The organism is Paraburkholderia sp. RL17-373-BIF-A, from assembly GCF_046030175.1.
Lineage (GTDB): Bacteria > Pseudomonadota > Gammaproteobacteria > Burkholderiales > Burkholderiaceae > Paraburkholderia.
Map to the genome: position 1 here is coordinate 149183 of NZ_JARESO010000010.1, position 25221 is coordinate 174403.

Genomic DNA, 25221 nt, shown 5'->3' on the forward strand with positions numbered 1-25221 from the left:
TGCGGTATAAATGCCGTCTCGCCCCATTCGCAAAGCCCCTAAACCTCCATGCCCCACTACTTCTACGACCCCGCCACCGGTCATGGCCTCCCGCACGATCCGTTCAAAGCCATCGTCGCCCCGCGTCTGATCGGCTGGATTTCCTCGCGCGACGCCGAAGGCACATTGAACCTCGCGCCCTATAGTTTCTTCGGCGCATTCGCGACCTTTCCGGCGATCATCGGCTTCTCCAGCGAAGGCCGCAAAGACAGCGTCGCCAACATCGAAGCCACCGGCGAATTCGTCTGGAATCTCGCCACCAAGCCACTCGCTGAGCAGATGAACCGCTCATCGGCGCCAGTCGCGCCGCACGTCGACGAATTTGAACTCGCGGGCCTCACGCCCGCGCCGGGCCGCAACGTGGCCGTGCCGCACGTCGCCGAATCGCCGGCGGCGCTCGAATGCAAGCTGCTGCAAGTGGTGCGTCTGCATACGCTCGACGGCAAGCCGATGGACAACTACCTGTCGCTCGGGCAGGTGGTCGGCGTGCATATCAACGAGGCGTATCTGAAAGACGGCCTGTTCGACACCCACGCAGCGCAGCCGATCATGCGCGCCGGCTACCGCGCCGACTACGCGGAAATCGGCGACATGTTCCAGATGTTCCGCCCGACCGCATAACGTCACCGCGCTTGAGAACACGTCGCGCCGCGTAAGGCGGCGCGACGTCCACGGCATTGCCTCGGAAGCGCGCAAAAGCAAAAAAAGCAGAGTCCGCGCACTGGCCCGCTTGATGCTTGCAACCGACGCTCCACTGCGTCGTTTTCAATGCCGGCTCACTCGCGAGGAGCGCGATCATGTCCACCGAATTCGCCACGCAATTCAGTCATGTCCGTCCGCAAGACACGTCCTATGAGGATCAGGGCTTGCGCGACTTTTTTCTCTACCGCGATTTAGGCATCGCGCAGGCGACCGGCGGCAAGGTGCTCGCGCAACTCGTCAAGGCGAATCACGCACCAGAGCAAGGCACCGGCTGGCACCGTCATGAGGCCGATTTCCACATTGTGATCATGTTGAAGGGCTGGGCGCGCTTCATGTACGGCGACAAGGAGACGCTCGTTGCCGCCGGCGATTGCGTGCATCAGGCGCCGGGCATCGTCCACTATCTGTTCGACTACTCGGAGGATATGGAGTACATCGAAATCGTCTCGCCGGCCGATTTCAAATCGATCGAAGTCGAAGGGCCGTGCGAGGTGCCCGCAGTGACGCCTTGGAAGAGCGTCGCGGCGTAGCGAAGCCAACAGCGGCCGCCTGTTTGCTTGTGTCGCGTGAGGACTACGCAATCAAGCAAGCCGCCGCCAACAACAACTCATTGCGTCGCTGGCGGCCGCCTGCGCGGAGCACGCGGCGCCTGCGGCTTGATGGCAGCCGTTGAACCCGCGCTCGACGTGGCGCTCGATCCATTCGACCCGACCGACGTCGCCGCATCCCCATCCACATCGACCACCGCCGTCGCCGCCGGCGCCGCCGGAGTGACTTCTGCAGCCGCCGCAGCAGGCACCGGCTGGATCGTGCGCGCGCGCGAACTCACCAGCACCGCACGCGGTTCGTTGTCGTAGATCACGGCGCGCACGCGCGGATAAATGTGCCGCTCCCAGCGGTGTCCATTGAACACGCCGTAATGTCCCACGCCGGTCTGCACGTGATGGGTTTTCAAATAGGGCCGCAACTTGTCGCACATGTCCTGCGCGGCGAGTGTCTGCCCGACGGCGCAGATATCGTCCTTCTCGCCTTCCACGGTGAGCAACGCCGTGCGGCGAATCTTCGACGGTTCGACGAGACGCCCTCGCACTTCGAGCGCATGCAACGGCAGTGCATGCCGCTGAAACACCGTATCGACGGTTTCCAGATAGAAATCGGCCGTCAGGTCCATCGTCGCGAAGTATTCTTCATAGAAGGTGTGAATCGTGTCGGCCTTCGCCGGATCGCCTTTGGCGCGCTCGTAATGCATCGTCTCGAACGAGTCGAGATGCCGGTTGAGATTCATCGCCATGAACGCGGTCAATTGCACGAAACCTGGATACACGCGCCGATGCGCGCCCGCAAAACCGAACGGCACCGCGCTGATCAGATTCTGTTCGAACCACTCGATCGGTTTGCTTTTGGCGAGTTCGTTGACGCGAGTCGGGTTGATGCGGGTATCGAGCGGACCGGCCATCAGCGTCATGCTGGCTGGTTGCGCGGGATGATCGTCGGCGGCCATGAGCGCGACCGCGGCCAGCGCGGCGACGGTCGGCTGACACACGGCAAGCAGATGCGCGCCGGGTCCGATCGTTTCGGTGAAGTCGATCACATGCTGCACGAATTCGTCGAAGCCGAAGCGGCCCTGGCTCAACGGCACGTCGCGCGGGTTGTGCCAGTCGGTGATGTAGACGTCGTGTTCGGCCAGCATGGTGCGCACGGTGCCGCGCAGCAGGGTGGCGAAGTGGCCGGACATCGGCGCGATCACCAGCACACGGGGCTGCGGCGCCGACGGCTGGGTCTCCTTACGGAAATGCAACAGCGAACAGAACGGCGTGTGCGCGGCGACTTCCTCGACGACCGGCACGGATTTGCCTTCGCATATCACGCTGTCGATCTCGAACGGCGGCCGCACGGGCGTGAGTCCGGCCAGCGTCAACAGCTCGCAGGCCGCGCGGATCGAGCGTCCGTGCGACGTCTCGCCGAACGCAGGCCACGCGTCGAGAGAATGATTCACCAGCGAAGCGCCGTGCCGCATCGGCAGCATGATGTCGGCGAAAGCCTGGTATGTAGGATATGCGAACAGGTTCATAACCTTCGCACGAATGCTGAAAAGGAAGGAACCCAAATAAAGGCAAGTCATGTGCCATGCATGCACACGCACGGGTGCAGCCGTGCCCCCACGTTGGCATAGCATTTGCGCGAGTCGGGGCAACGGGCCGAATTTGCCGCGCTTTGGTGCGCGCGCGCACGGCAACGTGCACGCATGGCGTCAGGCGTCGACCGAACGCCTCATCTGGAGGAGAATCGTATGGCGAATACCACGCTCACCATCAGCAGCAAGAATTATTCGTCATGGTCGTTGCGCGGCTGGCTGCTGGCCAAGTTCAGCGGCTTGCCTTTCGAAGAGATCGTGATGCCGATCGACGACCCCGCGGCACGCGCTGAACTCCTGCTGCTGTCGCCGTCCATCCTGGTGCCGTGCCTCGTTCATGACGGCATCAAGGTCTGGGACACGCTGGCGATTGCGGAATATCTGAACGAACTGAAGCCGGACGCGAAGCTGTTGCCCGACGATATTCGCGCCCGCGCGCATTGCCGCTCGATCTGCGGCGAGATGCACTCGGGTTTCGGTTCGCTGCGCTCGGCTCTGCCGATGAACCTCAAAGCGCACTTTCCGGGCTTCAAGGTGTGGGCGCGGGCGCAGTCGGATATCGACCGCATCGTGACGATCTGGAGCGAATGTCTGAAGCAGTACGGCGGGCCGTTTCTGTTCGGCGAGCGCACCGCGGCGGACGCGATGTACGCGCCTGTGGTGACGCGTTTCGTGACCTACGACGTCAAACTCGATCCGGAGATCGTCGAGTACGGACAGCGGATCATGGCGCTGCCCGAGATGCAGGAGTGGATCGCCGACGCGCAACAGGAAGTGGAAGAGATCGACGAGCTGGACGTCGAGTTCTGAAGAAGCCGGGCGGCGCCGCTGTCGCAACAGTGGGCGGCGTTCGGCGCGATAAGCAACACTGCAGCGCGCCGCGCCGGCTCCGACTGCGCCTCAATCGCGTCCGCTTTCCAGTTTGAACACGCTGACCACTTGTGCGAGACGCGCGGCCTGATCGCGCAACTCGGCCGCCGCGAGTTCGGCCTCGCCGACAATGGTCGCGTTCTGCTGTGTGGCTTCGCCGATCTGCGTGACGGCGAGATTCACCTGCTCGATGCCGCCCGATTGCTCGCGCGACGCGACGCTGATCTCGCCCATGATCGCGCGCACCTGGCCGACCTGTTGAACGATGCCCTGCATCGTCGAGCTGGCTTCTTCGGCGATCTGGAAACCGCTTTGCACGGTCGCCGTGGACGTCGCGATCAGACTCTCGATCTCCTTCACCGAAGCCGCGCTGCGCTGCGCCAGCGCGCGCACTTCCGAAGCCACGACCGCGAAGCCCTTGCCGTGCTCGCCGGCGCGTGCCGCTTCCACCGCTGCGTTCAGCGCGAGGATATTGGTCTGGAATGCGATGCCTTCGATCACGCTCGTGATCTCGGCGATCTTCTGCGACGAGCGGCTGATCTCGCCCATCGTCGACACCACGCGTTCGACGGCGCGACCGCCTTCGAGCGCGGCGTCGGCGGCGCGCGTGACGAGCGTGTTGGCTTGCGCGGCGTGGTCGGCGTTCTGCTGCACGGTCGAGGTGATCTCTTCCATGCTGGCCGCCGTTTCCTCGAGGCTGCTCGCCTGCGTGGCGATCCGCGCGGCGATATTGCCGCTGCCGGTGGCGATCTTTTCGGTGCCGTGCGACATATCCGTCGATGCATTGCGCACTTGCGAAACGATGCGCGCGAGACCTTCGCCGATGCCGTCGATCGACTGCATCAGGCGGCCGATTTCATCGGCGCGCGCGTTCGCGCCCTTCGCCACGCGCACGCTCAGATCGCCCGAGGCGAAACGTTCGGATGCCTTGGCCGCTTCGTCGAGCGGGCGGCTTACGAGGCGTCGCACCGCAAAGAGAAACACGGCTGCGAACACGCCGACGAGCACCAGGCCGAGCAGCAGGAATTCATTGCGCGTGGTGATGACGTCGGCCATCACTTCGTCGCGCGGCGCGACGCCGCCCACTAGCCACTGCCATTCCGGCACGGTAACGAACGACACGATCTTGTCGCGCGAGCCGCGTTCGCCGAGCGTTGCATCGGCCGAGCTGTATTCGAGCCGGCCTTCCTTCATGTCGAGCATCTGCTGATACGGCGCGTTCGCGTTGTCGGCATTCTGGCCGGCGGCGGCCGGATGCACGATCAGCTTGCCGCGATCCGCGCCGCTCGACGCGTTGACGACGAAGTAATAACCGCTGTCGCCGATCTTCAGGCTGCGAATGCCGTCCTGGACCGACTGAATTTCCTTGTCCACGTTCACGCCGACGAACAGCGCGCCGATCACGCGGCCGCTTGCGTCCGTGATCGGCCGGTATTGCGTGATCAAACGTTTGCCGAAGAGCGCGGCGAGTCCCGTGTAAGGCTTGTTCGCGAGCAGCAGCGCGTAGGCCGGCGCCTTGCGGTCGAGCAGCGTGCCGATGGCGCGCGAGCCGTCCTGTTTCTTAAGCGATGTCGTGACGCGCACGAAATCATCGCCGCTGCGCGCGAAGATGGTGGCCACCGCGCCGCTGCGTTCGAGAAACAGATCGGGGATGGAAAAGTCCATGTTCAGGACTTTGTCGCCCGCCTTGATGGTCGGCGTGGCGACGCCGCCGATGTCGACCTTCTGGGTCTCGTCGAGCGTGTAGCCGGTGGGCAGGAAGCTCGCGAACAGCGACATCGAGCGATCGACCTCGTTCGACAAGGCTTTGTCGAACAGCTTGATCATCGCGGCGATCGATCGGTCTTTATCGGCGATGCGTTCGAGCACCTGATCGCTGATCTGCTTGCCGGCGGTGCGGGTGAGCGCCCACGTGAACGCGGCGAAAATCAACGCCACCAGCACGCACGAAAGTACGGCGAGCCGCGCGCCGACGCTGGCGCGGCGCAAAGAGAGAAATTCCATGGACGTTTGCAGAGTAGAGGAGGACAGGCGAGGCGCGAGCCATGCGTAGGCATGCCCGGCATCGATGCCTTGTTTACGGCTGCGGTGTCCGCTTTCTTTAGAATTTTGAAAGCGCTTCGTAATTGGTCGTGCCGCCAGCGGCGCTTAGGTCCCATACCGCGCTCAGTCCGCCGAACTGCGCTGCGCGCCACGCCAAGTGCGCAGCAGCAGCGCGTTGGTCACGACGCTCACGCTCGAAAACGCCATCGCCGCACCGGCGAGCATCGGGTTCAGCAAGCCGAAGGCGGCCAGCGGAATCCCGATCAGGTTGTAGACGAACGCCCAGAACAGGTTCTGCTGGATCTTGCGCCACGTCTTGCGCGAGATGTCGATGGCGTCGGCCACGAGCGCCGGATCGCCGCGCATCAGCGTGATGCCGGCCGCATGCATGGCCACATCGGTGCCGGTCGCCATCGCGATGCCGATGTCGGCGGCGGCGAGTGCGGGCGCGTCGTTGATGCCGTCGCCTGCCATCGCCACGATGCCAGCGCTGCGGATCTTCAGGTCGCGAATCACGCGGGCCTTGTCGTCGGGCAGAACTTCCGCGTGGAATTCGTCGATGCCGAGCGCCTTGGCCACGCTCGCCGCGCTGCCGCGGTTGTCGCCGGTGACGAGCACGCTCTTGATGCCCATTTGCGCCAGCCGCTCGACGGCGGCACGTGCCGTCGGTTTGACGGTGTCGCCGAAAGCGATCAAGGCGAGTGCCGCGGGCGCTTGCGGATTGCGCTGCATGAGCCACGAAACGGTGTTGCCCGCGGCTTCGAGTTCGTGAGCGCGTGCAGTGAGCACTGCCGGCAAGTCGATGCCGAGTTCGTTGAGCCAGCGTGTGCTGCCCAGCGCGAGGGTGCGTCCGTCGACTTCCGCTTCGACGCCGCGGCCTGCGACCGCGCGCGCGGCGCTCGCCTGGCGGGCGAGAGTCTGAACGGATGCGTCCGCGTCGCTACCATTCGTCTGCGCCGCTTCATACGCCTTGACCACCGCGCGCGCCAGCGGGTGATCGCTATGGCGCTGCACCGCCGCGGCCAGCGCCAGCGCCTCGTCGCGGCCGATGCCGCCGATCGGCTCGAACGCCGTCACCGAAGGCTGGCCGAGCGTCAGCGTGCCGGTCTTGTCGAACGCGACGATCGTCACGCGATGCGCGGTTTCCAGTGCTTCGGCGTCTTTGATCAGCACGCCGTGCCGCGCCGCGACGCCGGTGCCGGCCATGATGGCTGCCGGCGTGGCGAGGCCAAGCGCGCACGGGCACGCGATCACCAGCACGGCGACCGCGTTCAGAATCGCGGCTTCGCCGCCAGCGCCGGCGATCAACCAGCCCACTAGCGTGAGCGCGGCAATCGCCAGAATCGCCGGCACGAAGATTTCGCTGACTCGGTCGACGAGGCGCTGGATTGGCGCCTTCTCGGCCTGCGCGCTTTCCACGAGCCGGATGATTCGCGCGAGCGTCGTTTCCGCGCCGATCGCGGTCGTCGTCACGGCAATCGCGCCTTCGCCGTTGATCGAGCCGGCCGTGACCGCGTCGGCCACCTGCTTCGGCACCGGCAGGCTTTCGCCGGTGATCAGCGATTCGTCGATATGCGTACGGCCTTCGAGCACCGCGCCATCGACCGGGACGCGTTCGCCGGGACGCACGATCACCACCGTGCCGACGCGCACTTGCGCGAGCGGCACGTCGCGCTCGTCGCCGCCGACGCGAATGCGCGCCCGGTCGGGACGCAGCGCATTGAGGGCGCGGATGGCGTCCGTGGTCTGGCGCTTGGCGCGCGCTTCGAGCCACTTGCCGAAGCGCACCAGCGTGATCACGACCGCCGACGCCTCGAAATACAGATGCATCATGTCGCCCGGATGGGTCGCCAGTTCGTAGACGCTGATGCCATACGCCGCCGACGTGCCGAGCGCCACCAGCAAGTCCATGTTGCCCGCGCCGGCCCGCACGGCACGATAGGCCGCGCGATAGAAGCGCGCGCCGAACACGAACTGCACGATCGAGGCGAGCGCGAGTTGCAGCCATGGCGAGAGCATCGCGTGCAGGCCGAACCATTCGCCGACCATCGGCGCGACAAGCGGCAGCGTCAGCACGGCGGAGGCGAGCACGGCTGCCAGTTCGCGGCGGGTCTGGTCGCGCTTGCGGTCGGCGGGTAAGGCGTGGTCGGCTTGATCGGCCGCTGCCGTTTCTTCCGGCGGCACGATCAACGTCGCTTCGTAGCCCGCTTTCTTGACGGCGGCGATCAGCGCGTCCGGCGCGGCAGTCATGCCGTCCAGATTGACGGTTGCGGTTTCGGTCGCCAGATTCACCGACGCGCCGACCACGCCCGGCACTTTCGCCAACGCCTTTTCGACGCGCATCGCGCACGAGGCGCAAGTCATCCCGCCGATCGCCAGTTCCGTCGGCTGCTGCGCAACGAGTGGCGCGGTCTCCGTGGCGGCGAACAGCGTGGCGTCGTAGCCCGCCTTGCGCACGGCGTTGGCGAGCGTGTCGGGATCGACAGTGGCGTCGCTTTCGATGCGCGCTCGCTCCGTGGCGAGATTCACCGACGCACGCGTGACGCCCGGCACTTTGGCGAGCGCTTTCTCGACGCGCAGCGCGCACGAGGCGCAAGTCATTCCGCCGATGTCGAGTTCGGCGGTCCGGGCGGAAGGGGCGGCAGCGTCCGCGGGGCGCTGCGGGTTGGCAAGTTCTGTCATGGTAGGCAAGGCTCGTGGCGGCATCGGGCCGCATCATGAACCCAGTATTGACCTTCCCATGATGGGAAGGTCAAGGGCGAATTGCAGGGCGCGCTTCAGGACGCCGATACTTCGCCGAAACGCCCGCTCAGAAGGCCGGCGGCGCGTCCAGCATGGCCTGGCCGACGGCCTGCTGTTCGTCGCTCGAGCGTGTCAGCAGGGTTTCGGCCGCGCCGCGCCGGTCCTCCGCCGCCTTGTTCTGGCCGAGTTTCCACTTGCCGACCAGCCGCGTCACCTCGATCTCGATGCCGACGATCGCGCCGAGCATCTGGGAGATGAAGTCGGCGGGCGCGTCGCCCATCTTCCACGGCACCGGTTCGCCGGCTTCCATCTTGCGCGTCAGACGCGCGACCAGGCCGCGCACGAACGACTCCTCGTCGCGCACGACGATCCGGCCATGAGCGTGCACCACCATATAGTTGTAAGTCGGCACCTGCCGATGCGCCTCGTGCTTGCTCGGATACCAGTTCGGCGAGATGTAGGCGGCCGGACCCTGGAAGATCACGAGCGCATCCGGGTTCGCGGCCGCTTCCTGCCACACCGGGTTCGCGCGGGCGACGTGAGCGCGCAGGATGCCGTGCGTTTCACTGGCCGCGGACGGGGCTTCGAACTCGAACGGCACATGGTTCGCGTCGAGCCCGTTCGGTCCGTTGGTGATCAGCGCGCCGAAAGGCTGCTCGGCGATCAGGCGATGGAGAACCTCTGGGCGATTCTCTTCGAAATGGGCGGGCATATACATAAAGCGCTCCGGATACGAGGGGCGAAAGAGCAGCGATGAAAGGTCGCCCAAGGCGTGGGGCGCCGGGGCGGATGTAACAAAAAACGTCAACCGTACCGCAAAAGGACGGCGTGCGCGCGCGAACCCGCGCTATTCCTGCCTTTGCGCTTGCCTGGTAATCAAGGATACGATACAACCCGATGTTGTCGGCATCGCGAACCGCGGACTGGCTGCGTTGGGCTTTGGGAGGCCGCGCAAACAGGGTTCGCCGCACGCCGGCGTCTCCCTTAGGACCACCCGTTCCGCCACCTGAACGAATGATAAAAAATCGCCGAGATTTGTTTTCGATTCACTGGACCTGCGCATCGTTCGCAGGCCTCGCATTTCTGGCCGGTTGCGCGTCGACCCCCACTGCGACACAAAAATCCACCGGCTGGATCAAGGACGAAGTCGCCGACTCGTACGTATTCGGCTACCCGCTGGTGCTGATGGGCGTCGCGCGCGACGCGGCGGTCGGTACCGATCCGGGCCAGGCGCCGCTCAATACGCTGCGCCACGCGCAGGCATTACCGCCGATCGGCGCGTCCAATCCGATGCAGCCGAGTCTCGATACATTCGATTCGACCGGCTGGCTGGACGTCGGCAGCGAACCGGTGATCGTTTCGCTGCCAGACTCGCACGGCCGCTATGTCGACGCCCGCGTGCTCGACATGTGGACCAATGTGGTGTGGTCCACCAGTTCGCAGTTCGCCACGCGTGCGGCGGGCATCAAGGCGCAGGTGATCGCCTTTGTCGGTCCGGGCTGGCAAGGGGACTTGCCCAAAGGTGTGACGCGCGTCGACGTGCCGACCCGCAATGCATGGGTGAGCGTGCGTATCCAGTCGAACGGCACACGCGATCTGACGGCGGTTCGTAAGCTGCAGCGCGCGATTCGCGTCGCTCCGCTGAGCATCTACGCGGGCGACGGCCGCTCCGCCTCGATCACACCGCCGCGCAGCAATGCCGCCGACGCCGCAGCGGCCGCGTCCGGCACGCCGGCCGCGCAAGTCGCCGCGCTCGACGCGAACGGCTTCTTCACGCGACTCGCGCAGGCTTTGCCTGACAATCCGCCGACGCCGGCCGATCCGCACGCGCTCAAATTTCTCTCGGACCTCGGTGTGACGCCCGGCGAGCCGGTCAAGCTGCCGAACGCGCCGGAGGCCATCGCGGCCGGTCTCGCCGACGGTCATGAACGCGTCGTCACGCCGCCGTCCAACCTGCTGAGCGGCAACGGCTGGAGCTGGTTCGGCGACGGCGTGGGCAACTACGGTCCCGACTACGCGATGCGCGCCTATGCCGCTTACGCGCAACCCGGCATCGGCACGAAAGACGACGAAGTTCGTGCGGTCGCCACCCAGGACAGCGACGGTCATGTGCTCAACGGCGCAAACCGTTACGTGATCCACTTCGCGCCGAATCAGTTGCCGCCGGTGCGCGGCTTCTGGTCGATCACCGCCTACACGAAGGATGGTGCGCTCGGCGAAAGCGCGCCGGCGCGTCTGGCGGTCGGCGACCGCAACGGCGCGCGCCGCAATCACGACGGCTCGCTCGACGTGACGGTGTCGTCCGCTCGCGGCAAGAGCGGCAACTGGCTGCCGGCGCCGCGTGCCGATCTGCAACTCGTGTTGCGTCTGTATGCGCCCAAGCCGCAAGCCACCGACGGCAGTTGGCAACCGCCGGCCGTCGTGCGTCAGTGATACCTGCGTGTCCATGACGTGACAGCCGCGCATCAGTGACGAGCGGTTAGCGCATCGCGAAACGCATGTCCGCCGCATCGACTCGGCGGACATGCGACGCTATCGCGCGGAGGAATGTGTAAGCCACGCCTTACATTTATATCCGACGAAAGATTCACGACTTATACTGCCGCTTGCGGGATTTTCGTTTTCGCGGCGGGCTTGCCGCCGCACTACCCAAGACCGAGCATGGCAAGCCTCAATAAAGCATCACTAGCCTCGTCCATGCAGACCGTGCGCGATGTCGCGCAGTCACGCCGCACCCGGCGTGTCATTACCGGTCTGCTGATCTTCGTTGTACTGTTTGGTCTGCTGGGCTTCTTCGCGGCGCCGCCGCTGATTCGCCACATTGCCGAACAACAGCTCAGCAAACAACTCGACCGCCCTGCCACCATCGGCCGCATTGCGCTCAATCCGTACACGCTCAAGCTCGAAGCCGATCGTGTGCATATCGGCGAGCGCGGCGGCGCGGGCGACTTCGTGGATATCTCGCGGCTCATCGTGCAGCCGTCGTGGAGTTCGCTGTTTCGCGCGGCGCCGATCATCGACGAAGTGCAGCTCGATTCGCCGCGCTTTCACATTGTTCGCTACGATGCGCAGCGCTTCAATTTCACCGACCTGATCGAGAAATTCGCGAAGCAGCCGGCCAAGCCCGATAGCAAACCCACGTTGTTCTCCGTGTCGAACATCAGGCTCGAAAACGGCCAGATCACGTTCGACGACAAACTCCTCGGCGCGACGCATGTGATCGATCAATGGAAGCTCGGCGTTCCGTTCATCGCCACGCTGCCGTCGAAAACCGATATCTTCGTCGAGCCTTTGCTGCGTGCTAGGATCGACGGCAGTCCGCTTGCCATCGACGGCAAGACCAAGCCGTTTGCCGCGTCGCGCGAGTCGGAAGTGTCGTTGCGCTTCGACGGGCTCGATGTGCCGCGCCTCATGTCGTACGTGCCGACCAAACTGCCGGTGATCGTGCAGTCCGGCAAACTGTCCACCGATCTCAAGCTCAACTTCGTGGTCTCCAACGACGCGCCTTCGTTGCGCGTGGCGGGCACCGTCGATATGAACGACGTGGACGTGCAGGATCAGAGCAAGGCGCCGTTCTTCGCGGCGCGCGCGGTGCATGTGGCCGCCACCACGCTCGAGCCGTTGAAGAGCCTCTATCACTTCGACGAGATCCGCATCGAGGCGCCCACCGCCAATCTTGCGCGTGACAAAGACGGCGTGGTGAGCGTCGAGAAGATGTTCGCGCCCGCGCCCGCATCTGAAGCGGCTGCGGCGCAACCGGCCGCGAGCGCGCCGCTTGCGGCGTCCGGTTCGAAGGCCACCGAAAAGACGGCGCCGCCGCTGGATCTGTCGATCAAACGCTTCTTGCTCAATGACGGCACCGTGAATGTTCACGACGCCGCCGCCTCACGCCCCATGGACGTCGGCCTGCAAAAACTGGCCGTGACGCTGACCGATTTCTCGACGCTCGCCACCGCGCCCGCGCACTACACGCTGAACACCGATTTCAAGAATGCCGGCGGCTCGCTCGGCGTGGCCGGCGCGTTCGGCCTCGTCGCGAAAACGGCCAGTGCGAAGCTCGATCTGAAGTCGTTGAAGCTGCCGCTGCTGCAACCGTATATCGACACCGCGACTGTTGCGCAGATCACGGACGGCGCGCTTTCGGCCAGCGCCAATGTCGGCGCGAACTGGTCGAAGTCGCCGGTTGCGGTGATGGTCACCGATTCGCAACTGGACCTGCAATCGCTGAAAGTCGGGACGCGCGAGAGCAAGGATCCGCTGATCTCGCTTGCGCAAGGCAGCGTGAAGCTCAAGCAGGTGGATCTGGCGGCGCGCACCGCCGAGATCGCCAGCGTCGATACGACCGGCCTTGCGGTCGACGCGCAGCGTCTGAAAGACGGCAGCATCAACCTCGCCGCGCTTGCCGGCCAGCACGAAGCGGCGCAGCGGCGCACCGCGATTCACGCGGTCAAGAAGGCGCAGGCGGAAGGGCCCGCATGGCACTACAAGATCGGCGAGCTGACCGTGAAAGACGCCACCGCCAATTTCATCGACAACACCACGCCGCAGCCGGTGAAGCTGAACATCACGCCGCTGCAGCTAAAGGTGCAGAACATCAGCGACGACCTGAGCCGTCCGCTGCCGGTCGATCTGCAGGCGACGCTGAACAAGAAGGGCACACTCGGCGTCAAGGGCGACGTCACGGCGACGCCGCTCAAGGTGGCCGTCAAGGTGAACGCCAACCGGCTCGACGCGGCGGCCTTCGAGCCGTACTTCGGCAGCAAGCTGAATGCGGTGATCGCGAGCGCGCTGCTCAATGCGAACGGCGACCTCGCGTTGAATCAGGCGAAGTCGCTGAAAGCGACCTATCACGGCGACGTGGCGCTCGTCGAAGTCCGTATGCTCGACAAGGCGACCTCCGATCCGTTCGCGGGATGGGGCTCGCTTGCGTTGTCCAACCTTAAGGCGGACTACGACGAGCACGGCACGGTGGTCGACGCGGGCCGCGTCACGTTCACCAAGTTCTATGGACGCGTGCTGCTCGACGCGCAGGGCAAGCTTAATCTCAAGGACGTCGTCGCGCATGAAAGCGGCGCAGCGCAATCGCTGACGCGCGACAAGAGCGGCGCCGAGCCCGTGCCGTTGACACCGCAAGCGGCATCGACAGTCGCGGCTGCGCCTGCGCCGGCCTCGTCGACCGCGCCCGCCACGGTGACGGCGGCTACGCCGCCGCAAAGCCCGGTCAAGCTCCACTTCGGTCAACTGGTGCTGCAACAGGGCCGCGTGACGTACACCGACAACTTCATCAAACCGAATTTCACGGCGAATCTGGTCGGCATTCAGGGCACGGTCGGCGCGTTCGGCACGCAATCGACCACGGCTGCGCCAGTCGACATCGCCGCGAAACTGGCGGCCAATGGTCCGTTGTCGATTCGCGGCACGGTCAATCCGCTGATTGCGAAGCCGGCGCTCGATCTGACAGCGGTCGCGCACGATATCGAACTGACCAATCTCACGCCGTATTCGTCGAAATATGCCGGGTATCCGATCACCAAGGGCAAGCTGAACGTCGATCTGCACTACAAGCTGGCGAACGATCAACTGGACGCGAATAATCATATTTTCATCGACCAGCTCACGTTCGGTGATCACATCGACAACGATACGGCGACCAAGCTGCCCGTGCGTCTCGCGATCTCGCTGCTGAAGAATTCGCGCGGCGAGATCGACGTGAACCTGCCGGTGTCGGGCTCGCTTGCGAATCCTGAGTTCAGTATTGGCGGCCTGATCTGGCATGCCGTGCTCAATCTGCTCCAGAAGGCGGTGACCGCGCCGTTCTCGCTGATCGCCAACGCATTCGGCGGCAGTGGCGAGGAGTTGGGCTATGTCGAGTTCGAACCCGGCTCGGCGAAACTGACCGACGCCGACACCCAGAAACTCGACACGATCGTGAAGGCGCTGTCCGATAAACCGTCGATCCGCATGGACCTGATCGGCCGCGTCGATCCGGCCGTCGACGAACCCGCGTTGCGCACCGGCTATGTGGACCGCCTCGTCAAGCAGCAGAAGATCAAGGACGTGGTGGGCAACGGCGAGAGCGTCGACTTGTCGACCGTCACCGTCGACCCGAAGGACTACGACAAGTATCTGAGCAAGGCCTACAAGTCGGCGGACTTCAAGAAGCCGCGCAATTTTGTCGGCTTGACCAAGAGCTTGCCGGACGACGACATGAAGAGCGCGCTCGCCGCCAACGCCCCGATCGATGAGGCCAGCCTGCGCCAGCTCGCACAACAGCGCGCGCAGAGCGTGCAGCAGTATCTGGACGGCAAGATCGACAGCAGCCGCGTGTTTATCGTCGCGCCTAAGCTGAATGCCGACGGCATCAAGGATAAGGGCGCGACGACGCGGGTCGACTTCGGCTTGAAGTGAACGTGGTGAGGCCTGGCGCTTCGTGCGTCAGGCAGAATCCGGTGTTTTTCTTGAGCGCGCTGTGTTGAACATAGAACGTTGAACGTTGAGCGCACCGTCGCCGGCCGCGCATGCTCGCGGCGGCGTGTGCTCAAGCGGCGCGCGTCGGCGCCTTCAACGCGGTTTGCTCGATCACGCGCGCGAGCGTGTCGAACGCGGGGCCGATCTTGTCGTTCGGCACGCACGCATATCCGAGCAGCAGTCCACGCCGCGCGGGCGTATCGCTGCTGTAATAGCTTGCGAGCGGGCGCACGATTACGCCGGCGTCGTAAGCGGCGGCCGTCACCGCGCGATCGTTCGCGTGATCCGGCAGGCCGAGCACCAGATGCAGACCGGCCTCGTCGCCCATCACCGGCAGTTCGTTGCCGAAACGCGCGGTGATGGCGTCGATCAGGATCTGCCGGCGTTCGCCGTACAGCGCGCGCATGCGCCGAACGTGCGAGGTGAGATGGCCGTCCATGATGAAGTCGGTCATCACCGCCTGCTGCATCAACTGACCTTCGCGATACAACTCCGCCACGCCTGTGCGGAACGTATCCACCAGATGCTCCGGCGCGATCATATAGCCGATCCGCAGGCCCGGAAACAGCATTTTCCCCAGGCTGCCGACATAGATCACCTGGCCGGCGTCGTCGAGTCCTTGCAGCGACGCGAGCGGACGGCTGCCGTAGCGGAACTCGCTGTCGTAGTCGTCCTCGATGATCCACACGTTGTGCTGGCGCGCGTATTCGAGCAGTGTGCGACGGCGCGCGAGGCTCATCACCATGCCGAGCGGATACTGATGCGACGGCGTGACGAGCGCGAGCCGCGGCGGCTGTTGCAGATCCTGTTCGCGCGGATTCAGGCCTTCGTCATCCACCGGCACCGGCACGAGGGTAATCCCCGATGACTGCAGCACGCTGCGTGCGCCCCAATAGCACGGTTCTTCCACCCACGCGCGGTCGCCGACATCGGTCAACAGACGCACCGCCAGATCGATCGACTGATGAATGCCCGTGGTGATGATGATCTGGTCCGGCGTGCAGTTCACCGAGCGCGCCACACGCAGGTAGTCCGACAACGCCCGCCGCAATGGCCGGTAGCCGCCGCCGGGCGCGTAGGTGAGCAGATCGGGATTGGCTTCCTTCCACAAACGCGCCTGCAGACGGCTCCACGTGCGCGCCGGAAATTCCGCGACGTCGGGCACGCCCGGCATGAACGCGCCCCACTGTTTCGCGGAAACGCCGGCTTTGTCGATCAGACGGCGTCCGCGGGTCGACAGATCGCTGAGGTCGCGCTTTGGCGGCTTGGGGCTTTCCCTGGCTGTACTGCCTTCTTTGTCGACGCTCGCCACGGCCGGCTTCCTGCGCATATTCACCGCGGCCGTGTCCGGCCGCGTGTCGGCGACGTAGGTGCCGCTGCCGGTGGTCGAGATCACATAGCCTTCGGCGGTCAACTGGTCGTAGACGTGCAGCACCGTGTTGCGCGCAATGCCGAGGTCTTCGGCGAGCGTGCGCGAGCTGGGCAGCTTGGTGCCCGGCGGCAGCTGGCCGGTCAGGATAGCCTGCTGCATGAGCCGCAACGTCTGCCGGTAGACCGGTTCGGCGGCCGCGCGGTCGAGCCGCGCGGCAAGCCAATCCGACAAAATCACGGTGTCCAAGTGGTTCTATCCGGAATAATGAAATGGTTCCATATTGTAGAACCGTAACGGTCTATAGTGAGCCACGCAATTGCTGCAATCCCGCTGCTTTGCACGGGAGCCAGCCGGACCGCAGAGGAGACTTGGACGATGAAAACCGAAGACGTGATCGTCAGCTTTCGAGGTGTGCGAAAGACCTACGACGGCGAGACGCTGGTCGTCAAACAGCTCGACCTGGATATCTATCAGGGCGAGTTTCTGACGCTGCTCGGGCCGTCCGGTTCGGGCAAGACCACCTGTCTGATGATGCTGGCGGGTTTCGAATTTCCCACCGGCGGCGAAATCTGGCTGGATGGCACGCTGCTCAATACCGTGCCGCCGCATAAGCGCAACATCGGCATGGTGTTTCAGAACTACGCGCTGTTTCCGCATCTGACGGTCGAGCAGAACGTCGCGTATCCGCTTACCGTGCGCAAGATTTCGGCGGAAGAGCGCGCGCATCGCACGAATAACGCGCTCAAGATGGTGCGCATGGAGAGCTTCGCAAAGCGCTATCCGGCGCAGCTTTCCGGTGGCCAGCAGCAGCGTATCGCGCTCGCCCGCGCGCTGGTGTTTGAGCCGAAGCTCGTGCTGATGGACGAGCCGCTCGGCGCGCTGGACAAACAGTTGCGCGAACACATGCAGTACGAACTTAAATCATTGCACGAGAAACTCGGCGTCACGTTCGTGTACGTCACGCACGATCAGGGCGAGGCGCTGACCATGTCCGATCGCGTCGCCGTGTTCGATAAAGGCATCGTGCAGCAGCTCGATACCGTGGACCGGCTGTACGAATCGCCGTGCAATGAGTTCGTGGCGAACTTCATCGGCGACAGCAACAAGCTGCGCGGCACGATCGCGAATGTCGACGGCGAGTATTGCGAATTTCACCTGATTGACGGCACGCGCCTCACCGGCCGCAATATCGGCGGCGCGCAAGCGGGTACGCCGGCGGTCGCGTGCATCCGGCCCGAGCGCATGAAGCTCGCCAACGGCTTGTCGCGGCCGGGCGCCAATGCGCTCACCGGTGAAGCGCGCGGGCTGATCTATTTCGGCGACCACGTGCGCATGCGTTGTGGTCTGCCGCAACAGGACGAGTGCTTCGTGAAGGTGCCGCTCGGCACCGGCGTGCTCGACACCTTCGCGCCCGGCGCACCGGTCGCACTCGAATTCGCACCCGAGCATCTGCGGGTTTTCGCAGGGGCGTGAACGCGTCGAACGCGCAAGATGTTCGACGCAGGCAGGGCAAGTCAAGCAGCACATAACAAAGTCGCACTGAACGTATGAAGCACACCACCAAAGGAGAGCAACACACCATGAGCAAGATCGGGAAATCGCGCTGCGCCATCGCTGTCGGTGCTGTGGCGCTCGCGCTGGGCGCCGCGCAAGTCAATGCGGCCGAATTGACGGTCGTCAATTTCGGCGGCGCGAATGGCGACGCGCAAAAGGTTGCATTCAACCAGCCGTTCGAAAAGGAGACCAGCAACAAAGTCACCGCCGTCGAATACAACGGCGAGCAGGCCAAAGTGAAGGCGATGGTCGAAGCCAAGCATGTGAACTGGGACGTGGTGGAAGTCGAATCGGGCGATATCGGCCGTGGCTGTGATGAAGGGCTGTACGAGAAACTCGACTGGTCGAAGATCGGCAAGAAGGCGGATCTGATTCCCGAAGCACCGCAAACCTGCGGTGTGGGCTTCTTCGTGTGGTCGACGGCGCTCGCGTACAACGCTGACAAGCTGAAAACGGCGCCGGCCGGCTGGGCCGATTTCTGGGACGTGAAGAAATTCCCGGGTAAGCGCGCAATGCGCAAAGGCGCACGCTACAACCTCGAATTCGCGCTGATGGCCGACGGCGTGCCGCCGAAGGACGTCTACAAGGTGCTCGCCACCAAGGAAGGCCAGGACCGCGCGTTCAAGAAGCTCGACGAACTGAAGCCGAACATCCAGTGGTGGGAAGCGGGCGCGCAGCCGCCGCAATTCCTCGTCGCGGGCGACGTGGTGATGTCCACTGCGTATAACGGCCGGATCGACGCCGCGCAGAAGGAAGGCAAGAACCTGAAGGTGGTGTGGAACGGCAGCATCTACGACCTCGACTACTGGGCGATTCCGAAGGGCACGCCGAACAAGGCGCTGGCCGAGAAGTACATCGCCTATTCGATTTCGTCGAAGCCGCAACAGGACTATGCGCACAACATCGCGTACGGTCCGGTGAATGTGGCGGCTATCAAGGCGCTCGATCCGAAGACGCTTGCGAATCTGCCGAACTCGCCGGCTAATGGGAAGAATGCGGTGCTGCAAAACCTGGCGTTCTGGACCGATCATGGCGATGAGTTGGAGCAGCGGTTTTCGTCGTGGGCTTCGAAGTAGTTAGTGTTGTGTGAGGGCGTGGTGGGTTCGATGCCGCCGCGCCTTCGAGTTGTGAAATGACGCGCGCGCATGCAGTACCCAAGTGCGCGCGCTTCCAAGGTAAAGCAGGAGACAGGTGTGACTACGATGACGATCGCTGCCGATTCGACGCCTGAATCAAGTGGCCGACTCAAGCGCGAGCTGAAGGCCGCGGAAGCCAGGAAGCGGGCCATGGCCCTGCTGCTGATCGCGCCGCTCGCGATTTTTCTGCTGCTGATTTTTGTCGTGCCGATCGGCGCGCTGCTCACGCGCGCCGCGCAAAATCCCGAAGTCGTCAACGCGCTGCCGCATACGCTGGCGTCGTTGAGCGCGTGGGATCGCAAGACACCGCCGCCGGATACCGCGTATGCCGCGCTGGCTGTCGACCTCGCCGCGATCGCCGACAGCGACGGCATGGGCGCACTCGCACGACGCCTGAACGTGGAGATTCCGGGCTACCGTTCGCTGGTCGCCAAATCCGCGCGCGCCATGCCGTTTGTCGACGACAACAGCAAGCCCTTGCAACTGACGCCCGCCCAGATGCACGCGAAATTCGCCGAGCTTGACGAACGCTGGAACGACGTCGCGTACTGGCAAGCCATCGCGAAAAATTCCGGCGCGTATTCGCCGTTTTATCTGCTGGCTTCGCTGGACCACAAACAGGACGCGTTCGGCCACATCATTCCGACCGACCCTGATCAACAGATTTATCTCGCCGTGTTCAGCCGTACCTTTGTGATCGGCGCGGCAGTGACGTTCTTCGCGCTGCTACTCGGCTATCCGCTCGCCTACTGGATTTCGACGCTGTCCGAACGTCGCGCGAATCTGGTGATGATTCTCGTGCTGATTCCGTTCTGGACCTCGATCCTCGTGCGCGTTGCGGCATGGATCGTGATTCTGCAAAGCGAAGGGCTGGTGAACAAGGCGCTGGTCGGCAGCGGGCTGTTGCACGATCCGCTGGCGCTGCTGTTCAACCGGACCGGCGTCTATATTTCGATGACGCACATTCTGCTGCCGTTCATGATCCTGCCGCTCTATAGCGTGATGAAGTCGATCCCGCCGACCTATCAGCGCGCCGCGATTTCTCTCGGTAGCCATCCGTTCGCCGCGTTCTGGCGTGTGTATGTACCGCAGACCTATCCGGGCATCGGCGCAGGCGCGTTGCTGGTGTTCATTCTGGCAATCGGCTACTACATCACGCCGGCCTTGCTCGGCGGACCGAACGATCAGATGGTCAGCTACTACGTCGCGTACTTCACCAACGTGACCATCAACTGGGGCATGGCGTGCGCGCTCGGCGGCTTGCTGCTCGCCGCGACGCTGGTGCTGTACGTCATTTACGGGCGCTTCACGCGTTCGTCACTGAGCCTCGGCTGAACGGAGTCTATTGCGATGAAACTTGCCAAGCCTTTGTTCGCGCCGCATACGTCTTTCGTCGAACGCGTGTGGTATTTCGCGTTGCGTGCGCTGGCGGTGCTCACGCTCCTGTATCTCATCTTGCCGGTGCTGGCGATCGTGCCGCTGTCGTTTTCGTCGAGCACATTTCTGGTGTATCCGATTCCGGGCTGGTCGTTGCGCTGGTATCAGAATCTGATCGCGTCCGATGAATGGCGCATGGCGGCCAAGAACAGCTTTATCGTCGCGCCCTCGGCGACGGTGGTTGCGACCGTGCTTGGGACGTTGGCGGCAATCGGACTGACCAAGGCGAACTTCCGCGGCAAAGGGCTGCTCATGGCGATCCTGATCTCGCCGATGATCGTGCCGGTGGTGGTGGTCGGCGTCGGCATGTACCTGTTCTTTGCACCGCTTGGGTTGGCCAATACCTACATCGGTCTGATTCTCGCGCATGCGTCGCTCGGCGTTCCCTTTGTCGTGACGACGGTGGCGGCGACCTTGCAGGGCTTCAACTACAACCTGGTGCGGGCGAGTTTGTCGCTGGGCGCAAATCCGGTGAAGACGTTTTTCCGTATCACGTTGCCGGTAATCGCACCGGGCGTGATTTCGGGCGCGCTGTTCGCATTTGCGACTTCATTCGATGAGGTCGTCGTGACGCTGTTCCTGGCGGGCGCGGATCAGACTACGTTGCCCCGACAGATGTTCACCGGTATCCGCGAAAATATCAGCCCGACCATCGCCGCGCTGGCGACCATTCTGATTATTTTTTCCACCAGCCTGTTACTGGCGCTCGAGTGGCTGCGTGGGCGAAATGCAGCGCGGGCAGTCAAGGTCTGAGTATCTGCTGATGACAGATTTTATTTGAAACGCATCACAATTAACATTTTCCTGACGCTAATCTAAGATTGCTCCCATTCCCTATGCATCAGCATATCTTCATACTCGTAGCCCTCGATAAGAAGATGCGCTCGACGCGGGGAATCAATGAAACACCAGCTAATGGTGCTTGTGTGCGCGCTAGCCTTAACGGCCTGCGCGGACCACGGCGCGCGTGACCGGCTTGGCGTTCAAGACGCCACCTTATTGCATAGCGGATTCGGCGTCACTCAGGACGAAGCCGCGGGCGCGGTCAACTCACAATGGATCAGCACCTATGCGCCGGTCGTAAGCAGCGGCACGGCGTTGGCACTACTGCAGACGCGGCTCGACCGTTTGCCGGGCGATAAGAACGGCTATTTTCAAGCCAAGGCACAATGCTGGATCAATGCCGCTCAACAGGCGCGGCAAGCCGACGATCACTGGGGCTTTGTCGAAGAAGCGATTGGCCAGGCAGCCATGATCACGATGAGCCTCGAGAACGGTGCACCGTTATCGGCTGTCAATCCCGCGCTGCGTACCGTGTCCACGGTGCGCCCCGATCTTTGGAAGATCGTCAATACCATCAAGTCGGATCCCGCTGTTGCGCAATGTCCGCAGGCGCTGCCGCCGCTTGCTTGTGCCGAAGTCGAGCTGATGCAAAGCGGGCATGACGCATGGCGACGCAGTTTCTCCAACGCCGAGAAACGCCTGCCTGAAGTGCAGGACAACTTGCGTCAGTCGGCGGAAACTGCGCTGCAATGCAAGCAGGCTGTACAAACGCCGACGTCCGCTCCGGCGCCCGCACGTGGTCCTGCCTCCGCCTCAGCTGCGAATTCGCCGCGGACGATCGCGTTAAAGACCGATTCTCTTTTCCGTTTCAACGGCGGTGACGCCGCCGCGATATTGCCCGCCGGCAAACGACAGTTGAACGACGTGGCAATGCGTTTGAAGAAGATTCCTGCCATGTGTGAGTTGAAGGTCACCGGCTACGCTGACCGCCTCGGCGACAAGTTTTACAACATCGGTTTGTCCATGCAGCGCGCGCTCACGGTCGAGCGGTACTTGCGAGCGCGCGGCGTGAGCTTGCCGATGAGCGCGCAAGGCAGAGGCAGCGAGAATCCGTTGGTGGACTGCCGGCAAACGAAGCGAGATGTGTTGATGCGATGCCTCGCGCCGAATCGACGCGTCGAGATTGAACTCGTCGCGGTGGCCCCGTAGTGTGCCCTCGGGTGGAAAGCTAGCAAGCGTGCCGCACAGATCGATGCGTCTTCGACCTTGACGCTGCCAACGATCAATGTCGCAAAGCGTGTATTCAGGAGGATTAAGAAAAGTGTCAACTATTCTGGTTATCGACGACCATCCTGCGTTTCGCATGGTCATCAAAATGCAGCTCGTGCAATTGCTTGGCGTTGAAGAGGTGATCGAGGCCGATAACGGCCAGAGCGCTGTCGAGATGGCCCGCATACACACGCCAGAGCTCGCCATATTGGATCTCGACATTCCGCGCATCAGCGGACTCGATGTGATTCCCCGACTCAAGCTCGTTCATCCGCCGATTCGCGTGATGGTGCTGTCGAGTCACGATCCGGCGACGTTCGCGCCGCGCGCGATGCGCTCGGGCGTGCATGGTTTCGTCGGCAAGTCGCAGGAAATGAAGGAGATCATGCGCGGGGTAGAGGCGGTGCTGGCAGGCTATACCGTGTTCCCGGTGACGACTAATGGCGGCGGTATGGCGTTCGCTGCTGGGGAGGGAGGTGAAGAAGCCAGGATCGGGCTGCTGTCGGATAAGGAGCTCGTGATTCTGCAGATGCTTTCGAAAGGCATGTCGAATAAGGCGATTGGGGATGCCTTGTTTATCAGCAATAAAACCGTCAGCAGCCACAAGACGCGCATCATGCACAAGCTCGGTGTCAAATCGCTCGTTGAGCTCATCGATCTGGCGAGGCGCTGCCGGATTGCCTCCGTGCAATGAAGGCCGCTGACGCGATGGACCACACCGTGTTTTCCGCCGACGCTCATTTGCTCTGGCAGAAAGCGCTGGATCTGGCGTGTGGTGACCATGCCACCGCCGGACGTTTGCTCGAGATGATTTCGCAGACCAATCGTACGACGCTCGACTCGTTGTGTGAAGGTTCCGAGGTAGCTTGCTGGGATAGCGTGGGTAGCGCGGCGCATCGGATCGCCGGATCGGCGCGCATGCTTGAATGCCACGACTTGATTGCGTTGCTGATACAACTGGAAACGGCTGCGCGTGCGCACGATATCGCAGCGGCGACGGCGGTTCTGCCGTGCGTGATCGATGCGATCGAGGAGCTCGACGTGTCGATTGCGAAGGCGCTGGGCAACGGTGACCAGATCGGACCCGCGAGCGCTTTATCGCAGACTTACGGTCAATCCGTGCCGCCGGAACCGACTAGAATAAAGCGTCCGCGACCGCCGTTCGACGCCGCTTGCACCGATGCCGTACGCGCCGAAGACGAGACATCCTGATACCACCGGTATCGAGCGATGACCTTCGGGACATAGTTCATCGTCTCCGCATATGGTGGTATCTGTCCACCGTACTTTTGCACGGCACCCTCACCGGCGTTATAGGCGGCCAGCGCGAGCGGAAGTCCGCCGAACTGGCGCATGAGTCCTTTCAGATAGCGTGCGCCCGCTTCGATGTTCTGGCGCGGATCGAACAGATCGGACGCGCCATGCCGCGCGCCCGTGCCGGGCATCAACTGCATGAGGCCTGTTGCGCCCTTAGGGGACACGGCTTGCGGATTGCCACCGGATTCCACATCGATGACCGCCATCAGGAGCGCACTGTCTACATCAGCAACATGGGCCGCTTCGTTGATGATTGGCGACAGAGCCATCACACGCGATGCGACCGCCGCGGACGTTTGCCGTACTCCGTCGTTGAATGCCGATCTGCCTGGCTGGATCACGACAGACTGTCTGCCGGCGTCGTCGGATGCAGCAAGGGACTCCGCTGACGCCGCGCGCGTGGGCTCCAGGGCGACGTCACTATCGCTTGTCATTCCACCAATCATCATGACAACGCCAGGCGAACGACGTTCGTGCGCGGTCGCGGCGTCGGCAGCCTGAGCGACGAGCGGCACGCATGCGCTTGCGGCAATCAGACCGCCAAGCAGCGCTCGCTTCGTCATGGCGCCTCGCAATGCAGACAGCCAATCATTAACGCGCTGCGCCATCAGTTGCCTGTCGGATTCGGCGAGTCGTTCAACGCTGACACCCTGAGCGGCGACTGCATGCGGACCATCGCCTCCGAATCGAGCGAGATCGGCCAACGGCCTGTCGCAATGCCGTCCACGAGCTTGGTTTTGCAGAGATAGTCACCATTTTGGGGATCACCGTACGGATCTGGATTTTTCCCGGCCGGCTCGCGACTCAAAATACCTCCCGTACCGATCGCGCCGATCACGTTAGCGGCGTAGTAGATCACTTTGTTCACTAGCGGCACGTACATGTTGTAGCAGTAGTGCACATGAATTTTCAGCAGGTTGGCGTCCTGGATGTTCATGTGCGACGTTGCATTGGGCGGCACGGAGGAGTCGCGATACATCAGCGAATCGTTGGGGATCTCCAGATAGGTCGCTGCCTGATCCGCGTAATAGCGGGGTTGCGCATAGTCCAGAATGGCGGCCGAGGTCGGATTGAGGACGATGATGCTGCTGAACGTGGCGGCATCGGCTTTTGCGCTCACAAGCGCTGCGGCGACGCCCTCAGCGTCTGCCTGATGCGCGTAAAGCGGCGCGAGCCCGCGTGCGAGACCGCTTCGCATCGATCGCATGGAGCCGTGGTTGACCGCGCCTTCACGCGCGGCTTCCAGAACGGCCACGTCCAACGTCGACTTCGCCTGATAGAGCAGCACGAACTGGAGAATGCCGAAACAGACGAACAGCAGCACCGGCGCGATGATGATGAACTCCGCCATCGAC

Annotated in this window: 19 protein-coding genes; 12 read left to right on the forward strand and 7 right to left on the reverse strand. The window is 63.3% G+C overall.

The genetic code is table 11. The features are described from left to right. Positions 1-48 precede the first annotated feature (48 nt). Positions 49-660 (forward strand): flavin reductase family protein, encoded by a 612-nt coding sequence (locus P0D80_RS15105; RefSeq protein WP_408259572.1) that lies wholly within the window; start codon positions 49-51, stop codon positions 658-660. A gap of 176 nt (positions 661-836) precedes the next feature. Then, a complete protein-coding gene (locus P0D80_RS15110; RefSeq protein ID WP_132383565.1) occupies positions 837-1271 on the forward strand; it encodes a cupin domain-containing protein in 435 nt (144 codons plus the stop codon). Positions 1272-1348: 77 nt separating this feature from the next. Here P0D80_RS15110 and P0D80_RS15115 read toward each other — a convergent pair whose 3' ends face one another. Next, entirely contained in the window at positions 1349-2812 is a 1464-nt protein-coding gene (locus P0D80_RS15115) for a polyhydroxyalkanoate depolymerase (RefSeq protein WP_408284916.1), read from the reverse strand. Between the two features lie 219 nt (positions 2813-3031). Here P0D80_RS15115 and P0D80_RS15120 point away from each other — a divergent pair, with 219 nt between their 5' ends. Further along, a complete protein-coding gene (locus P0D80_RS15120) occupies positions 3032-3685 on the forward strand; it encodes a glutathione S-transferase family protein (protein ID WP_132383569.1) in 654 nt (217 codons plus the stop codon). Between the two features lie 90 nt (positions 3686-3775). Here P0D80_RS15120 and P0D80_RS15125 read toward each other — a convergent pair whose 3' ends face one another. The 3 genes from P0D80_RS15125 to P0D80_RS15135 all read right to left on the reverse strand — a co-directional run bounded on the left by P0D80_RS15125 (position 3776) and on the right by P0D80_RS15135 (position 9248). Next, a complete protein-coding gene (locus P0D80_RS15125; protein WP_408284919.1) occupies positions 3776-5749 on the reverse strand; it encodes a methyl-accepting chemotaxis protein in 1974 nt (657 codons plus the stop codon). Positions 5750-5911: 162 nt separating this feature from the next. After that, positions 5912-8470 carry a heavy metal translocating P-type ATPase gene (locus tag P0D80_RS15130; protein WP_408284922.1) on the reverse strand — a complete coding sequence of 853 codons (2559 nt, stop codon included), beginning with the start codon at positions 8468-8470 and terminating at the stop codon, positions 5912-5914. A gap of 127 nt (positions 8471-8597) precedes the next feature. Further along, the gene (locus P0D80_RS15135) at positions 8598-9248 is read right to left on the reverse strand and encodes an FMN-binding negative transcriptional regulator (RefSeq protein ID WP_408284925.1); all 651 of its coding nucleotides are present in this window, start codon (positions 9246-9248) and stop codon (positions 8598-8600) included. Positions 9249-9544: 296 nt separating this feature from the next. Here P0D80_RS15135 and P0D80_RS15140 point away from each other — a divergent pair, with 296 nt between their 5' ends. Together P0D80_RS15140 and P0D80_RS15145 are read left to right on the forward strand one after the other, a co-directional pair. After that, positions 9545-10963 (forward strand): DUF1254 domain-containing protein, encoded by a 1419-nt coding sequence (locus tag P0D80_RS15140; protein WP_408284927.1) that lies wholly within the window; start codon positions 9545-9547, stop codon positions 10961-10963. Positions 10964-11191: 228 nt separating this feature from the next. Further along, positions 11192-14938, forward strand: coding sequence for a DUF748 domain-containing protein (locus P0D80_RS15145; RefSeq protein ID WP_408284929.1), 3747 nt, complete (start codon positions 11192-11194; stop codon positions 14936-14938). A 130-nt stretch (positions 14939-15068) separates the two neighbouring features. Here the strand turns inward: P0D80_RS15145 and pdxR are convergent, their stop codons facing one another. Next, a complete protein-coding gene (gene pdxR / locus P0D80_RS15150; protein WP_408177673.1) occupies positions 15069-16616 on the reverse strand; it encodes a MocR-like pyridoxine biosynthesis transcription factor PdxR in 1548 nt (515 codons plus the stop codon). 129 nt (positions 16617-16745) lie between these two features. On the opposite strand from pdxR, the gene P0D80_RS15155 reads away from it, so the two are divergent. From P0D80_RS15155 to P0D80_RS15185, 7 genes are all read left to right on the forward strand, one after another. Then, positions 16746-17843: an ABC transporter ATP-binding protein gene (locus tag P0D80_RS15155; RefSeq protein WP_408284932.1), complete on the forward strand. Its 1098-nt coding sequence runs from the start codon at positions 16746-16748 to the stop codon at positions 17841-17843. Between the two features lie 107 nt (positions 17844-17950). Further along, positions 17951-19000, forward strand: coding sequence for an ABC transporter substrate-binding protein (locus P0D80_RS15160; RefSeq protein ID WP_132383583.1), 1050 nt, complete (start codon positions 17951-17953; stop codon positions 18998-19000). A 117-nt stretch (positions 19001-19117) separates the two neighbouring features. Then, entirely contained in the window at positions 19118-20395 is a 1278-nt protein-coding gene (locus P0D80_RS15165; protein WP_342960207.1) for an ABC transporter permease, read from the forward strand. 15 nt (positions 20396-20410) lie between these two features. After that, positions 20411-21250 carry an ABC transporter permease gene (locus P0D80_RS15170; protein ID WP_132383585.1) on the forward strand — a complete coding sequence of 280 codons (840 nt, stop codon included), beginning with the start codon at positions 20411-20413 and terminating at the stop codon, positions 21248-21250. Positions 21251-21397: 147 nt separating this feature from the next. Continuing rightward, a complete protein-coding gene (locus tag P0D80_RS15175) occupies positions 21398-22489 on the forward strand; it encodes an OmpA family protein (RefSeq protein WP_408284936.1) in 1092 nt (363 codons plus the stop codon). A 112-nt stretch (positions 22490-22601) separates the two neighbouring features. After that, entirely contained in the window at positions 22602-23243 is a 642-nt protein-coding gene (locus P0D80_RS15180) for a LuxR C-terminal-related transcriptional regulator (RefSeq protein ID WP_408284941.1), read from the forward strand. Beyond that, positions 23240-23761: an Hpt domain-containing protein gene (locus P0D80_RS15185; protein WP_408284944.1), complete on the forward strand. Its 522-nt coding sequence runs from the start codon at positions 23240-23242 to the stop codon at positions 23759-23761. The genes P0D80_RS15180 and P0D80_RS15185 overlap by 4 nt, the downstream gene beginning before the upstream one ends. Here P0D80_RS15185 and P0D80_RS15190 read toward each other — a convergent pair. Together P0D80_RS15190 and P0D80_RS15195 are read right to left on the reverse strand one after the other, a co-directional pair. Beyond that, the gene (locus tag P0D80_RS15190; RefSeq protein ID WP_408284947.1) at positions 23662-24429 is read right to left on the reverse strand and encodes a lytic transglycosylase domain-containing protein; all 768 of its coding nucleotides are present in this window, start codon (positions 24427-24429) and stop codon (positions 23662-23664) included. The two genes, P0D80_RS15185 and P0D80_RS15190, sit on opposite strands and share 100 nt — an antisense overlap. 44 nt (positions 24430-24473) lie before the next feature. Continuing rightward, a complete protein-coding gene (locus tag P0D80_RS15195; protein WP_408284950.1) occupies positions 24474-25217 on the reverse strand; it encodes a TadE family protein in 744 nt (247 codons plus the stop codon). Positions 25218-25221: the final 4 nt, after the last annotated feature.

Coding starts and splice junctions, on each gene's coding strand:
- P0D80_RS15130 (WP_408284922.1), bottom strand. CDS start 8,470: ATGACAGAACTTGCCAACCCGCAGCGCCCCGCGGACGCTGCCGCCCCT.
- P0D80_RS15125 (WP_408284919.1), bottom strand. CDS start 5,749: ATGGAATTTCTCTCTTTGCGCCGCGCCAGCGTCGGCGCGCGGCTCGCC.
- P0D80_RS15195 (WP_408284950.1), bottom strand. CDS start 25,217: ATGGCGGAGTTCATCATCATCGCGCCGGTGCTGCTGTTCGTCTGTTTC.
- P0D80_RS15110 (WP_132383565.1), top strand. CDS start 837: ATGTCCACCGAATTCGCCACGCAATTCAGTCATGTCCGTCCGCAAGAC.
- P0D80_RS15160 (WP_132383583.1), top strand. CDS start 17,951: ATGAGCAAGATCGGGAAATCGCGCTGCGCCATCGCTGTCGGTGCTGTG.
- P0D80_RS15170 (WP_132383585.1), top strand. CDS start 20,411: ATGAAACTTGCCAAGCCTTTGTTCGCGCCGCATACGTCTTTCGTCGAA.
- P0D80_RS15175 (WP_408284936.1), top strand. CDS start 21,398: ATGAAACACCAGCTAATGGTGCTTGTGTGCGCGCTAGCCTTAACGGCC.
- P0D80_RS15185 (WP_408284944.1), top strand. CDS start 23,240: ATGAAGGCCGCTGACGCGATGGACCACACCGTGTTTTCCGCCGACGCT.
- P0D80_RS15155 (WP_408284932.1), top strand. CDS start 16,746: ATGAAAACCGAAGACGTGATCGTCAGCTTTCGAGGTGTGCGAAAGACC.
- P0D80_RS15140 (WP_408284927.1), top strand. CDS start 9,545: ATGATAAAAAATCGCCGAGATTTGTTTTCGATTCACTGGACCTGCGCA.
- P0D80_RS15135 (WP_408284925.1), bottom strand. CDS start 9,248: ATGTATATGCCCGCCCATTTCGAAGAGAATCGCCCAGAGGTTCTCCAT.
- P0D80_RS15105 (WP_408259572.1), top strand. CDS start 49: ATGCCCCACTACTTCTACGACCCCGCCACCGGTCATGGCCTCCCGCAC.
- P0D80_RS15190 (WP_408284947.1), bottom strand. CDS start 24,429: ATGACGAAGCGAGCGCTGCTTGGCGGTCTGATTGCCGCAAGCGCATGC.
- P0D80_RS15120 (WP_132383569.1), top strand. CDS start 3,032: ATGGCGAATACCACGCTCACCATCAGCAGCAAGAATTATTCGTCATGG.
- P0D80_RS15145 (WP_408284929.1), top strand. CDS start 11,192: ATGGCAAGCCTCAATAAAGCATCACTAGCCTCGTCCATGCAGACCGTG.
- P0D80_RS15115 (WP_408284916.1), bottom strand. CDS start 2,812: ATGAACCTGTTCGCATATCCTACATACCAGGCTTTCGCCGACATCATG.